Genomic DNA, 13746 nt, shown 5'->3' on the forward strand with positions numbered 1-13746 from the left:
CTCAGCCGGCAGGGCTGGCCTCGAGGCTCTCCTCGGCGTCCGCCACCAGGGCGAACTCCTCGTCGGCGGTCTTCGCCACCAGGGTGTTCCTGCTGTACAGGAAGAAGTAGGCCGCGCCGACCGCGAACAGCCCCAGGGTGTAGATGAAGGCCCGCGGATCGAAGGCGTACACGCCGGACAGCGCCACCAGCGACAGCACCAGCGCCACGCCGGAGGTCAGGATGCCACCGGGCGTCCTGTAGGGGCGCGCCAGCTCCGGACGCTTCAGGCGCAGCAGGATATGGCTCAGCGCCATCAGCGCGTAGGACACGGTGGCGCCGACCACGGCCATGCCCAGGATCAGGTCGCCCTCGCCGCTCAGCGAGACCAGGAAGCCGAACACCCCCGGCACCACCAGCGCCCAGGTCGGCGCCTTGCGGCGGCTGGTCAGCGACAGCATCTTCGGCAGATAGCCGGCCCGCGACAGGGCGAACACCAGGCGGCTGTAGCCGTAGATGATCGAGAAGAAGGAGGCGACCAGCCCGGCCAGGCCCAGCACGTTGACCAGGGTGGCCAGCGTCGGATGATCGGCGGCCTTGAGCGCGTCGACCAGCGGCACGCCGCTTGCGCCGATGGCGCCGGCCCCGGCGGCCCCTGCCAGCAGCACCACCACCAGCACCGCCGTGACCAGCAGGAACAGCATCGCGCCGATGATGCCGCGGGGCACGTCACGGGCCGGATTCTTGGCTTCCTCGGCGGCCAGCGGCACGCCCTCCACCGCCAGGAACAGCCACATGCCGAACGGCAGCGCGGCCCACACCCCGGCCCAGCCGAAGGGCAGGAAGGCGCTGGCGCCGGCGGCGTCGGTGGGCGCGATATCGAACAGGTTGCGCGCATCGAAGACGCCGAACAGCGCCAGGGCGGTGGCCAGGATGGCGAACACCGCCAGGCCGCTGATCACCATCATCACCTTGAGCGCCTCGCCGGCACCGGTCAGGTGAATGCCGATGAATACCGCGTAGAACAGCGCATAGACCGCGGGACCGTTGAGCCCCAGCAGCTCTTCCACCGCGGCACCGATGAAGATGACGATGGCCGCCGGCGCCAGGGCATATTCGATCAGCACCGCCAGCCCGGTCAGGTAGCCGCCGGCCGGCCCCATGGCCTGGCGGGCGAAGCTGTAGCCGCCACCGGCGGCGGGAATCGCCGCCGACATCTCGGCCAGCGACAGCACCAGGGCGAAGTACATCAGCCCCATCAGGCCGGCGGCGATGACGAAGCCGCCCCAGCCCGCCTCGGCGATGCCGAAGTTCCAGCCGGCGAAATCGCCGGAGATCACGTAGGACACGCCGAGGCCGGCCAGCAGCAGCCAGCCGGCGCTGCCCTTCTTCAGCTGTCGTTTGGCCAGGTAGTCCTGGTCCAGGTTCGCGTCGTTCATCGAGTCACCTTTGCGCTGTTGTTATGCAATGTCGTTGGAGGTCGCGATGGAGCATGGCGGGTGCGACACCCGCCGGTATCAGGAGATCAGGAAGTTCTGGACGCCGCCCGAGGACTCGATGACGTCGTCCTGGGTACGATCCTTGAGCTGCACGCCGGACAGGCCCTTGGCCCGCGCCTCGCGCAGCAGGTACATCAGCCGGCGGCTGGCCTCGTCGAAGACGAAGCCCGCCGGGCGCACGTTGGAGATGCAGTTGCGGGCGGCATCGTTCAGCCCGATCCGCGGTCCCCAGGTCAGGTAGAGGCCGAGGCTGTCCGGCGAGCTGAGCCCCGGACGCTCGCCGATCAGCACCAGCACGGCGCGGGCGTTGAGGCCCTCGCCGATCTCGTCGCCGATCGCCACCCGGCCCTGCTCGACCACCGTCAGCGGCGCCAGCGACCAGTCCTGGTCGTCCTCGGCCAGTGCCTGGGTCAGCGCCTCGAGGAAGGGCGGCGCGTTCTGCTGCACGGCCAGCGACGACAGCCCGTCGACCACGGCGATGGCCAGGTCGACGGCGGGACGCGGCGCCTCGTCGGCCTCGGCCAGCCGCTCGCGGGAGGCCTCGTCGAGGCGCCGTCCCAGGTCCGGACGCTGCAGGTAGGTCTCGCGGTCGGCCGCCCGGCTGTGCAGGCGATGGATCGGCCGGCCGGTCTTCAGGCCGTCGAGGTCGCGGCACAGCGCCTCGACGTCCAGCGGCAGATGCACGGCGTCCTGGGCGCGGGCATGGGCCAGCTGGAACTCCAGCGAACGCCGGGTGGGCAGGCTGGTGCCGGCGCGGCCGAGGCCGATGCGCGCGTCGGTGAACTCGCGCAGCCGATGCCAGGGGTTGTCGATGACGCCGTGGGCCGGAGTCGCATCGCTCATCGGACACCTCCCTCGGGCAGGCGGCTCAGCGGACGGGCGAAGGCGTCGGGCAGCCGGCCGCTGGGGCGATGGCGGGCCACGTCCTCGAAGATCGCCATCTCGTCGAGCCAGCGTTCGAACTCCGGGGCCGGTGACAGGTCGAGCACCCGGCGCGCGTAGAGGGCGTCGTGGAAGGAGGTGGTCTGATAGTTGAGCATGATGTCGTCGGAGCCGGGGATGCCCATGATGAAGGTGCAACCCGCCGCGCCCAGCAGCGTCAGCAGATTGTCCATGTCGTTCTGGTCGGCATCGGCGTGGTTGGTGTAGCAGATGTCGCAGCCCATGGGCACGCCGAGCAGCTTGGCGCAGAAGTGATCCTCGAGGCCGGCGCGGATGATCTGCTTGCCGTCGAACAGGTACTCGGGGCCGATGAAGCCGACCACGGTGTTGACCAGCAGCGGCTCGAAGTGGCGGGCCACGGCATAGGCGCGGGTCTCGCAGGTCTGCTGATCGAGGCCGTGATGGGCGTTGGCGGACAGCGAGCTGCCCTGCCCGGTCTCGAAGTACATGACGTTGTCGCCCACGGTGCCGCGCTTGAGGCTGCGGGCGGCGTCCCGCGCCTCGCCGAGGGTGGCGAGATCGAAGCCGAAGCTCTCGTTGGTGGCCTGGGTGCCGCCGATGGACTGGAACACCAGGTCCACGGGGGCACCCTGCTCGATCGCCTCCAGGGTGTTGGTGACGTGGGTCAGCACGCAGGACTGGGTGGGAATCGAGTACTTCTGGATCACCTCGTCCATCAGCGTCATCAGCTTGATGCTCTGGGCGACGTTGTCGGTGGCCGGATTGATGCCGAGCACCGCGTCGCCGTTGCCGTACAGCAGGCCGTCGAGAAGGCTGGCGGCGATGCCGGTGGCGTCGTCGGTGGGGTGATTGGGCTGCAGCCGGGTGGAGAGCCGCCCGGGCAGGCCGATGGTGTTGCGAAAGGCGGTGGTCACCCGGCACTTGCGGGCGACGAGGATGAGGTCCTGGTTGCGCATGATCTTGCTCACCGCGGCGGCCATCTCCGGGGTGATGCCGGCACGCGCCCGGGCGATCGACTCGGGCGTGGCGAGATCGCTCAGCAGCCAGTTGCGGAAGTCACCCACCGTCAGATGGCGAATCGGCGCGAAGGCATCGGCGTCGTGGGTATCGACGATCAGGCGGGTGATCTCGTCCTCGCCGTAGGGCACCAGATGGTCCTCGAGGAAGGTCGAGAGCGGCAGCTCCGCCAGCGCCATCTGGGCCACCACCCGCTCCTCGGCGGAATCGGCGATGACCCCGGCCAGCCGGTCGCCGGAGCGGGCCGGCGTGGCCTTGGCCATCAGCTCGGCGAGACTGTCGAAGCGATAGTGCCGGCTTCCCAGCGTATGGTGATAGGCTTGGGCCATGAGCGTCTCCTGGTCGAGCGTTCGGGCCGCCGCGAGGCGCCGGAACGGAACTTGCTTTCTAAAAGCCTAACGACGACGCTTCGCGGGCGTTATCGTTTTCCGGCAAAAACAGAATAATTAAATTGAAACAACATCTTGCCCCACGTATCACCGCCAGGACCGGGGCAGAAGGAGTGACGACGCGTGCCATCAGAGGGTCGAACCACCGAGCGTGCACCAAGGAAGTGCATGTGGGAGGCATGGGACGCCAACGAACACGCCCACAACCTGACCGACTGGTCCCAGGAGTACGACCAGTTCGGCCAGGGCGGCTTCTATGGCCGCATCGACGAGATCCACCTGCCGGCGATGCAGGTGTTCAAGGAATACACCAGCCATGCGCTGGGCCAGCAGTGCAACGTCTGGCCGGACTCGCTGTGGATCGGCATCCCCGCCGCCGCCGGCGACTGCCGCATCAACGGCCACCGGGTCGGCGAGCGGGAGATCATGTGCCAGCCCGGCGGCCACGACTTCGAGCTGGTCACCCCGGATGCGTTCGGCATCTACGGGCTGGTGGTCGGCCGCGAGTGGCTGGCCGGGGCATGCGGCGCGGCGGCGCGCCCGCTGCTGGACGCCGACCCGGAGCGGCTGATGCGCCTGCAGCTGCCGCGCCAGACGCGCCAGGCCACGACCTTCCTGATCGAGCGCCTGCTGGGCCTCGAGGGCGAAGGACTCGAGCCCCGGGTGCATCAGGACATCCTCGGCCTGGCGCTGCAGGAGATCCTGCGCGAGGAGACGCCCAACACCGAGCGCCCGCCCAGCTATCGCCACCGCCGCCGGGTCGTGGATCGCGTCCGCGACCACCTGGAGAGCGGCGCGACGCCGCCGGTCAGCCTCGAGGAACTGTGCGAGATCGCCCACGTCAGCCAGCGCACCCTGCGCTACAGCTTCACCAGCATCCTCGGCGTCAGCCCCATCCAGTTCCTGCGCCTGACGCGCCTCAACCGGGTGCGCCGTCGCCTGTGCGAGCCCGAGGCCGAGACCACGGTGAGCCAGGCGGCCGCCGACTGGGGCTTCTACCATCTGGGGCAGTTCGCCCGGGACTACCGCCGGCTGTTCGGCGAATCGCCCTCCGCCACCCTGGCCCGGCACCGCCACTGACGCAGCGGCCCCCCCCCTGGAACGACGACGCCCCCGGCGATGGCTCGCCGGGGGCGTCGTGCTGCGTCGAAGACGCGCTAGTAGAACAGCCGGCGCAGCGCCTCGCCGGGATCCTCCTCGCGCATGAAAGCCTCGCCCACCAGGAAGCCGTGGACGTCGTGCTCGCGCATGCGCAGCACGTCGTTGCGGCTGTGGATGCCGGACTCGGTGACCACGGTGACGCCGGCGGGGATGCGCGGCAGCAGGTCCAGGGTGGTCTCGAGCCGGGTCGCGAAGGTGTGCAGGTCGCGGTTGTTGATACCGACCAGCGCCAGGTCCAGCGCCAGGGCGCGCTCCAGCTCGGCGGCATCGTGGACCTCGACCAGCACGTCCATGCCGAGCTCGGTGGCCTGGCGGTGCAGGTCGGCCAGCCGGGCGTCGTCCAGGGCGGCGACGATCAGCAGGATGCAGTCGGCGCCGATGGCCCGCGCCTCGCTGACCTGATAGCCGTGGGTGATGAAGTCCTTGCGGATCACCGGCAGCGAGCAGGCCTCCCGGGCCTCGACCAGGAAGTCCTCATGGCCCTGGAAGAAGTCGGCGTCGGTGAGCACCGACAAACAGGCGGCCCCGCCCGCGGCATAGCTGGCGGCGATCTCGGCCGGACGGAAGTCCTCGCGGATCACGCCCTTGGAGGGCGACGCCTTCTTGACCTCGGCGATCACCGCCGGGTCGCCGTCACGCATGCGCGCGTCGAGGGCGGCCACGAAGCCGCGCGGCGCGGACTGCAGGCCGGCCAGGCGCAGCAGCTCGTCCTCGGACACGGCCTGGCGGCGCTCGGCGACCTCGGCGTCCTTGCGCGCCAGGATGCGGGTCAGGATGGTCGGAGTAGCGGTAGATGCGGTCATCAAAGGATCCTGGGCGGGTGACTACTGGGCGAAGACGCGAGTGAAGTTGGCCAGCTCCTTGAGCTTCTCACGGGCCAGCTTGCAGTCCTGGGCGTCCTGCGCCAGGGCCACGCCTTCCTTGAGGGTATCGGCGACGTCGGCGGCATACAGCGCCGCGCCGGCGTTGAGCGCCACGATGTCCGCCGCCGGGCCCTCGCCGATCAGCGCCTGCTCCACCAGCCGCAGGCTGTCCTCGGCGGTCTTCACCTTGAGGGCGTCGAGCTCCTGGCGGGCGATGCCGAAGTCCTCGGGGGCGATGCTGTACTCGTGGATCTCGCCGTCCTTGAGCTCGGCGACCTTGGTCGGTGCGGCCAGCGAGATCTCGTCGAGGCCGTCCTCGGCGCACACCACCAGCACGTGCTCGCTGCCGAGGCGCTTGAGCACCTCGGCCATCAGCGGCACCAGCTCGGCGGAATAGACGCCGAGCAGCTGGCGACGGGCCCCGGCCGGGTTGGTCAGCGGGCCGAGGATGTTGAACAGGGTGCGCACGCCCATCTCGCGCCGCGCGGTGATGGCATGGCGCATGGCGGGATGGTGGTTGGGGGCGAACATGAAGCCGACCCCCACGTCCTCGATGCAGCGCGCCACCTGGTCGGCGTCCAGGTCGAGGCCGATGCCGGCCACGGCGAACAGGTCGGCGCTGCCCGACGACGATGACACGCCGCGGTTGCCGTGCTTGGCCACGTGGGCCCCGGCGGCGGCGGCGACGAAGCTCGAGGCGGTGGACACGTTGAACAGGTTGGCCCCGTCACCGCCGGTGCCGACGATGTCGACCACGTTCTCGGCGTGCAGCGTGACCGGCGACATCAGCTCGCGCATCACCTGGGCGGCGGCGCTGATCTCCTCGGGGGTCTCGCCCTTCATCGCCATGCCCATCAGGAAGGCGGCGATCTGGGCGTCGCTGGCCTCCCCGGTCATGATGGCGGTCATCAGCGCATGGGTCTGGTCGAAGCTCAGGTTCTCGTGGCGCATCAGGGCACCGAGGGCTTCCCGCATCTGCATGGCCGTCGTCTCCTTGTGGCAGTGTCAGCGATTCAGCGACGCTTGAGAAAGTTGGCCAGAAGCTCATGGCCCTGGCGGGTCAGGATCGATTCCGGGTGGAACTGGACGCCTTCGATGTCGAGCTCGCGGTGGCGCATGCCCATGATCAGGCCCGGGGTCACGTCGTCCTCGTCGGTCCAGGAGGTGACCTCCAGGCAGTCCGGCAGGCTGTCGCGATCCACCACCAGCGAATGGTAGCGGGTGACCTCCAGCGGATCCTCGAGGCCCTCGAACACGCCGAGGCCATGGTGGCGGATACGCGAGGTCTTGCCGTGCATCACCTGCGGGGCGCGGCCCACACGGCCGCCGAACACCTGGCCGATGGCCTGATGGCCGAGGCAGATGCCGAGGATCGGCAGGCGGCCGGCGAAGTGGCGGATCGCCTCCATGGAGATGCCCGCCTCGTTGGGCGTGCAGGGCCCCGGCGACACCACCAGGTGGCTCGGCGCCAGCGCCTCGATCTCCTCCAGGGTGATGGCATCGTTGCGATGGGTCACCACCTCGGCACCGAGTTCGCCGAGGTACTGCACGACGTTGAAGGTGAAGCTGTCGTAGTTATCGATCATCAGCACGGACATGGCGATAGAGTCCTGATTTCCTTGGCTTGGATTCGTGATCCAGTGATTGTTACCCAGCATCTTGCCCGGGTCGGCGCGTCGGGCCTGCCAGCCGTGCAGGGATCAATAGACACAAAAATGCCGCCCTGACGGCGGCATTTTGTTCGGTCGCAAGCGTGCCGCCCCTTCGCTCAGGAGCGCCACCACGCCATCGGGCCGAATGTCTGATCGGGTACGTTCATAATCATCATAGTGCTCGCCGGCGGCCGACCGTGTCAAGATGCCCGGGCCCCGGAGCGACGGGGCCTCGCGCGCGTTCGAGAGAGCCTTACTCGAGGTTGTCCAGGCCGTGCTCGGCCATGGCCACGGCGCGGAACAGCGCGCGCCCCTTGTTGAGCGTCTCCTGCCACTCCATCTCGGGCACGGAATCGGCCACCACGCCGGCGCCCGCCTGGACGTGCAGCTCGCCGTCCTTGATCACCGCGGTGCGGATGGCGATGGCGGTGTCCATGTTGCCGTGCCAGGACAGATAGCCCACGGCCCCGGAATAGACGCCGCGCTTGACCGGCTCCAGCTCGTCGATGATCTCCATGGCGCGGATCTTCGGCGCCCCGGAGAGCGTGCCCGCCGGGAAGGTGGCGCGCAGGGCGTCCATGGCGGTCAGCCCGGGCCGCAGCCGGCCGGTGACCTGGGACACGATGTGCATGACGTGGGAATAGCGCTCGACGGCCATGTTGTCGGTGACGGTCACCGAGCCGGTCTCGCAGATGCGGCCCACGTCGTTGCGCCCCAGGTCGATCAGCATCAGGTGCTCGGCGCATTCCTTGGGGTCGTTCAGCAGATCGGCCTCGAGCGCCTGATCCTCGGCCTCGGTGCGGCCGCGCACGCGGGTGCCGGCGATCGGCCGCACGGTGACCTCGCCCTCCTCGAGGCGGGTCAGGATCTCCGGCGAGGAGCCCACCACCTGATGATCGCCCAGGTCGAAGTAGAACATGTAGGGCGAGGGGTTGAGGCTGCGCAGCGCGCGATACAGATCCAGCGGCGGCGCCTGATAGGGAATCGACATCCGCTGGGAGGGCACGCATTGCATGATGTCGCCGGCCAGCACGTATTCCTTGATCGTCTCCACCGCCGACTTGAAGCCGCCCTCGGTGAAGCCGGAGGTGAAGTGCCCCTCCTCCACCGCCCGGCCGCCGGTGCCGGGGCTGCGGGGGTCCAGGACCGCCCCGCGCAGCTGCTCCTCGAGCGCGGCCAGGCGCGCCACGGCGCGCTCGTAGGCCTCGGGCTCGGCCGGGTCGGCGTGGGTCCACAGCGTCAGGCGCCCGGACAGGTTGTCGAACACCACCAGGTCGTTGCAGACCATCAGCAGGATGTCGGGCACGCCGATGGGATCGGGCTTCTCCACCCCGCGCAGGCGCGGCTCGATGTAGCGGATGGTGTCGTAGCCGAAGTAGCCCACCAGGCCGCCGTCGAAGCGCGGCTGATCGTCGAGGCGCGGCACCTTGAAGCGCGCCTGGAAGGTCTCGATCCAGGCCAGCGGGTCCTCGACCTCGGTCACGCCCTCCGTCTCGCCGTCGATGACGTGCGTGACCTGGAAGCCGCGCACCTCGATGCGCTCCTGGCACGGCAGGCCGATGATCGAGTAGCGGCCCCACTTCTCGCCGCCCTGCACGGACTCCAGCAGGAAGGTCCAGGGCGCGTCGGCGAGCTTGAGGTAGGTGGACAGCGGCGTGTCGAGATCGGCCAGCACCTCGCGGGTGACCGGAATGCGGTTGTAGCCGTCCTCGGCCAGGGACTGGAAGCGTTCGGGGGTCATCATGGGCCCGTATCCTCGAAGAAGGGTGTGCGACGGTGAAGCGGCGACGGTCGCCCCGGAAGGCGCCGTGTCAGGAAGCGAGCGTCACCATCGCCAGCCGCCGAGCATGCCGGTGGCACGGGGAAGGCGGAAGACGGTCGAGGATACGGAAAAAGCCGGCATGATGCGGGGTTCCATCGGCAAGGGCGGAATCGTATATAACGAAAAATAATCAATAGTTACATCGTTATAGCGCAACTCGATTTACATTAAACGAGTTGTGCCAGCGATTCAACCGTCGCATCCGGCCCGCTCGCCGCCACCGGCTCGCCGTGGTTATAGCCGTACGGCACGGCCAGGGTGCGGAAGCCCGCCGCCCTGCCCGCGGCGATATCGTGGCGCGAATCGCCGACCATCAGGCAGCGGCCGGGGGCCACGTCGAAGCGCTCGGCGGCGTGGATCAGCGGCAGCGGGTCGGGCTTGCGGCGCGGCAGGCTGTCGCCGCCCAGGCACAGCGAGAAATGCCCGGCGATGCCGGTCGCCTCGAGGATCGGTGCGATGAAGGCCTCGGGCTTGTTGGTCACCAGCACCAGCCGTCGACCGCTGGCCGAGAGCCCCTCCAGCGCCTCGCGCACGCCGGGATACAGGCGAGTCCGCGCGCAGGGCGCCTCGCCGTAGCGCGCCAGGAAGCCCTCGTGGGCGGTGCCCAGGAACGCCTCGGCCGGCGCCTCGCCCAGGGCATCGGTCAGCGCGCGCTCCACCAGCGAACGCGAGCCGTTGCCGACCCAGTCGCGCACCTTGTCCTCGCCGGGGGCGGGCAGCCCCAGATCGGTCAGGGCGGCATCCACCGCCGCGGCGAGGTCGGGCACCGAGTCCACCAGGGTGCCGTCCAGGTCGAAGGTGACCAGCGTGATGTTTTCCAGACAGGGGTGCATGGGCGCGTTTCTCTCTTCCATCCTGGGCGTATCGGTATCGGCGAGCGAGGGCATGATTATGCATGTAATATTACGAAAAAATACCGCTTTTTTTCCTGTCGCCCATAGGCAGGCCAGGGACGCGGCGTTATGCTGGAACCAGCCGTTGCCGACTGCAGGGCATGTCCCCTACCTCGGCCGGACGCCGACGACACCCGCCGTGACGCCCGACCGCCGTATCGAGGCTGAGCCCTGACCCGGGCAACTCTTTGCCACGTTCCCACGCATTCAGTCAGGAGTCTCCATGACACTACCACGCATCGTGGTGGTCGGCGGAGGTGCGGGCGGACTCGAGCTGGTCACCCGGCTCGGCCGCAAGCTCGGCAAGCGCAAGCGCGCCGAGATCGTGCTCGTCGATCGCAACCCCACCCACATCTGGAAGCCGCTGCTCCACGAAGTCGCCACCGGCGCGCTGGATTCCGGCCTCGATGAAATCTCCTACCAGGGCCACGCCCGCGCCAACGGCTATCAGTTCCAGCTCGGCACCCTCACCGACCTCGACCGCGACGGCCAGACCCTGACCCTGGCGCCGGTGCTGGACGACGACGGCGAGGAGATTCTCCCCGCCCGCACCCTGCCCTATGACGACCTCGTGCTCTCGCTGGGCAGCGTCAGCAACGACTTCGGCACCCCCGGCGTCGCCGAGCACTGCCACTTCCTCGACAGCCCCCATCAGGCCGAACTCTTCCGCCAGGCCATGCTCAACGCCTTTTTGCGCTACAACGCGCCGCAGGAACCGTCGGCGAAGATGGTGGTGGGCATCGTCGGCGCCGGCGCCACCGGCGTGGAACTGGCCGCCGAGCTCTACGGCGCCTCCGAGATGCTCAACAGCTACGGCTTCACCACCCTGGACAGCGACCACCTCGAGGTCCACCTGATCGAAGCCGCGCCCAAGGTGCTGCCGGCCCTGCCGGAGCGCATCAGCGGCGCCGTGCACGCCGAGCTGGAGCGCCTGGGTGTCAAGGTGCACGTCGACACCCGGGTCACCGAGGTGAACGACGAGGCCATCATCACCGCCGGCGACGAGCGCATCGACATCGACCTCGGCGTCTGGGCGGCCGGCATCAAGGCGCCGGCGCTGCTCTCCGAGCTCGGACTCTCCACCGAGCGCAACCATCGGCTCAAGGTCGATGCCACGCTCAAGAGCCTCGACGACGAGCACGTCTTCGCCTTCGGCGACTGCGCCAGCTGCCCCCAGGAGGACGGCTCCACGGTGCCGCCACGGGCCCAGGCCGCGCACCAGCAGGCCGACCGCCTGTACAGGAACCTGCTGGCCCGGCTGGACGGCAAGCCGCTCAAGCCCTTCGTGTTCCGCGACCGCGGCTCGCTGATCTCGCTGGCCCACTTCGACGCCATCGGCAGCCTGATGCGCGGCGCCTCGGCGCGCAGCCTGTTCATCGAGGGCCACCTGGCCCGGTTCTTCTACGCCTCGCTCTACCGCATGCACCAGCGGGCGATCCACGGCGCGCTGAAGACCGGCCTGATGGTCGTCGTCGACGGTCTCAACAAGTTCCTCAAGCCGCGCCTCAAGCTGCACTGAGGCATTGAGCACCGCCTGAAACGACACGGGCCCCGGCAATTTGCCGGGGCCCGTGTCGTTTCCGAGTGTCAGGCTCAGCGTTCGAGGCTCGCCTCGCCGTCCTTCTCGGGATGGTGATAGACGTGCACGTCGCGCTGCGGGAAGGGAATGCTGATGCCCTCGGCGTCGAAGCGGCGCTTGATCTCCTCGGTCATCTCCCAGTAGACGTCCCAGTAGTCCGCGGCCTCGACCCAGGGGCGCACGATCCAGCTGACGGAGGAGTCGCCCATGGCGCTCATGCGAATGTTGGGCGCGGGGTCGGCCAGCACCCGCGGATCGTCGGCCACCACGCCCTCCAGCACCCGGCGCACGACGTCGATGTCATCGTCATAGCCGACGCCGACCACCAGGTCCACCCGGCGGGTGTCGTGGCTGGAGTAGTTGGTGATGGCGCCGTTCATCATCTGGCCGTTGGGCACGATGATCTTGCGGTTGTCCGCGGTCTTCAGCTCGGTGGTGAAGATCTGCACGTCGTCGATGGTGCCGGCCACGCCGCCGGCCTCCACGTAGTCGCCGATCTTGTAGGGGCGGAAGATGATCACCAGCACGCCGGCGGCGAAGTTGGCCAGCGAGCCCTGCAGTGCCAGCCCCACCGCCAGGCCGGCGGCACCGATCACCGCGATCAGCGAGGTGGTCTGGATGCCGACCTGGCTGATCGCCGCCAGCACCACGAACACCATCAGCAGCGCATAGAGGATATTGCCCAGGAACTTGATCAGCAGCGGGTCGAGCTTGCCGCGCTGCATGGCCTTGATGCTGAGCGAATGCAGCAGCTTCACCACCCAGCGGCCGACCACGAAGATGGCCAGCGCCGCCACCAGATTGACGGCCAGGCTGGTGCCCTGAAACTGCACGAAGTCGATGATTCCTTGAAGGTCCATAGGCGCTCCCTGTCGTGTTGAGGCCGTGTCGAAGGTCGCGCCGGCACCCGGCCGACGCTATCGACACAGCCTAGGGGAAGGATTCCCCGCTTGCCTGCATGGCTCGCCGCTCGGCCAGCCAGCGGCGCTTGGCCGCGGCGGTGAGGCGCTTCATCGCCGCCTCGCGACGCAGCGCCTCGCCGTGTTCACCAATACATTCGTGATATACCAGATGCAAAGGCCCCTTGCCACGCAGCGCCTTGGCGCCCCGCCCCGCGCGATGCTCGCCGAGGCGCCGCGTCACGTCGGTGGTGATGCCGGTGTAGAGGGCCCCGGCGGCCGTCTCGATCACATAGAGATGCCAGCGAGGGACGGCCTCGTCCGTCACGCTCAGGCCTCGGCCAGGGCGCGGCGGAAGTCGGCGATGACGCCGTCGTAGCGGTTCGGGTCGGCCTCGTTTCTGGCCTTGAACACCGCCGAGCCGGCGACGAAGGTATCGGCGCCGGCGCGGGCGATCTCGGCGATGTTGTCGACCTTGACCCCGCCGTCGATCTCCAGGCGGATCGGGCGCCCGGAGGCATCGATACGCCGGCGCGCCTCGCGCAGCTTGTCGAGGGTGCCGGGAATGAACGACTGGCCGCCGAAGCCCGGATTGACGCTCATCAGCAGCACCATGTCGACCTTGTCCATCACGTAGTCGAGATAGGACAGCGGCGTGGCCGGATTGAACACCAGGCCGGCCTTGCAGCCGCCGTCGCGGATCAGCTGCAGCGAGCGGTCGATGTGCTCGGAGGCCTCGGGATGGAAGGTGATGTAGCTGGCGCCGGCATCGATGAAGTCGCCGATCAGCCGATCCACCGGCTTGACCATCAGGTGGGCGTCGATGGGGGCGGTCACGCCGTGCTTCCGCAGCGCCTCGCAGACCATCGGGCCGATGGTCAGGTTCGGCACGTAATGATTGTCCATGACGTCGAAGTGCACGATGTCGGCGCCGGAGGCGAGGACGTCGTCGACCTCCGCGCCGAGGCGGGCGAAGTCGGCGGAGAGAATCGAGGGGGCAATCTGGAAGTCGGTCGTCGAATCGCTCATGGGAACGGGGTCCTGTCGGGTCACGGTCATGATGGCCGGCATTCTAACAGGAACGCGCGCGA

Annotated in this window: 13 protein-coding genes; 2 read left to right on the forward strand and 11 right to left on the reverse strand. The window is 68.7% G+C overall.

The genetic code is table 11. The features are described 5' to 3' along the window. Position 1: 1 nt before the first annotated feature. The 3 genes from eat to FIU88_RS13115 all read right to left on the reverse strand — a co-directional run bounded on the left by eat (position 2) and on the right by FIU88_RS13115 (position 3726). A complete protein-coding gene (gene eat, locus FIU88_RS13105; protein ID WP_016853808.1) occupies positions 2-1417 on the reverse strand; it encodes an ethanolamine permease in 1416 nt (471 codons plus the stop codon). Between the two features lie 78 nt (positions 1418-1495). Beyond that, positions 1496-2320, reverse strand: coding sequence for an ethanolamine ammonia-lyase subunit EutC (eutC, locus tag FIU88_RS13110; protein ID WP_152479530.1), 825 nt, complete (start codon positions 2318-2320; stop codon positions 1496-1498). Further along, positions 2317-3726, reverse strand: a complete 1410-nt coding sequence (locus FIU88_RS13115; RefSeq protein ID WP_152479531.1) for an ethanolamine ammonia-lyase subunit EutB — start codon at positions 3724-3726, stop codon at positions 2317-2319. The genes eutC and FIU88_RS13115 overlap by 4 nt, the downstream gene beginning before the upstream one ends. Positions 3727-3954: 228 nt before the next feature. On the opposite strand from FIU88_RS13115, the gene FIU88_RS13120 reads away from it, so the two are divergent. Continuing rightward, positions 3955-4866, forward strand: a complete 912-nt coding sequence (locus tag FIU88_RS13120) for a helix-turn-helix domain-containing protein (RefSeq protein WP_152479532.1) — start codon at positions 3955-3957, stop codon at positions 4864-4866. A 77-nt stretch (positions 4867-4943) separates the two neighbouring features. Here the strand turns inward: FIU88_RS13120 and trpC are convergent, their stop codons facing one another. The 5 genes from trpC to FIU88_RS13145 all read right to left on the reverse strand — a co-directional run bounded on the left by trpC (position 4944) and on the right by FIU88_RS13145 (position 10117). Beyond that, on the reverse strand, positions 4944-5750 hold the full coding sequence (trpC, locus tag FIU88_RS13125; protein WP_016853804.1) for an indole-3-glycerol phosphate synthase TrpC: 807 nt from the start codon (positions 5748-5750) through the stop codon (positions 4944-4946). A gap of 21 nt (positions 5751-5771) precedes the next feature. After that, positions 5772-6791 carry an anthranilate phosphoribosyltransferase gene (gene trpD, locus FIU88_RS13130; RefSeq protein WP_152479533.1) on the reverse strand — a complete coding sequence of 340 codons (1020 nt, stop codon included), beginning with the start codon at positions 6789-6791 and terminating at the stop codon, positions 5772-5774. Between the two features lie 32 nt (positions 6792-6823). After that, positions 6824-7408, reverse strand: coding sequence for an aminodeoxychorismate/anthranilate synthase component II (locus FIU88_RS13135; RefSeq protein ID WP_152479534.1), 585 nt, complete (start codon positions 7406-7408; stop codon positions 6824-6826). 307 nt (positions 7409-7715) lie between these two features. Next, the gene (trpE, locus tag FIU88_RS13140; protein ID WP_152480234.1) at positions 7716-9203 is read right to left on the reverse strand and encodes an anthranilate synthase component I; all 1488 of its coding nucleotides are present in this window, start codon (positions 9201-9203) and stop codon (positions 7716-7718) included. A gap of 248 nt (positions 9204-9451) precedes the next feature. Then, positions 9452-10117 carry a phosphoglycolate phosphatase gene (locus FIU88_RS13145; RefSeq protein ID WP_152480235.1) on the reverse strand — a complete coding sequence of 222 codons (666 nt, stop codon included), beginning with the start codon at positions 10115-10117 and terminating at the stop codon, positions 9452-9454. Between the two features lie 283 nt (positions 10118-10400). On the opposite strand from FIU88_RS13145, the gene FIU88_RS13150 reads away from it, so the two are divergent. Further along, a complete protein-coding gene (locus FIU88_RS13150; RefSeq protein ID WP_152479535.1) occupies positions 10401-11696 on the forward strand; it encodes an NAD(P)/FAD-dependent oxidoreductase in 1296 nt (431 codons plus the stop codon). 74 nt (positions 11697-11770) lie between these two features. On the opposite strand, the gene FIU88_RS13155 is transcribed toward FIU88_RS13150, so the two are convergent. The 3 genes from FIU88_RS13155 to rpe all read right to left on the reverse strand — a co-directional run bounded on the left by FIU88_RS13155 (position 11771) and on the right by rpe (position 13684). Further along, complete coding sequence (locus tag FIU88_RS13155) at positions 11771-12616, reverse strand: mechanosensitive ion channel family protein (protein ID WP_152479536.1); 846 nt, start codon at positions 12614-12616, stop codon at positions 11771-11773. 70 nt (positions 12617-12686) lie between these two features. Beyond that, the gene (locus FIU88_RS13160) at positions 12687-12983 is read right to left on the reverse strand and encodes a GIY-YIG nuclease family protein (protein ID WP_016853797.1); all 297 of its coding nucleotides are present in this window, start codon (positions 12981-12983) and stop codon (positions 12687-12689) included. A 2-nt stretch (positions 12984-12985) separates the two neighbouring features. Further along, on the reverse strand, positions 12986-13684 hold the full coding sequence (gene rpe / locus FIU88_RS13165; RefSeq protein ID WP_016853796.1) for a ribulose-phosphate 3-epimerase: 699 nt from the start codon (positions 13682-13684) through the stop codon (positions 12986-12988). Positions 13685-13746 lie beyond the last annotated feature (62 nt).

The organism is Halomonas sp. THAF12, assembly GCF_009363675.1.
GTDB classification, from domain to species: domain Bacteria; phylum Pseudomonadota; class Gammaproteobacteria; order Pseudomonadales; family Halomonadaceae; genus Halomonas; species Halomonas smyrnensis.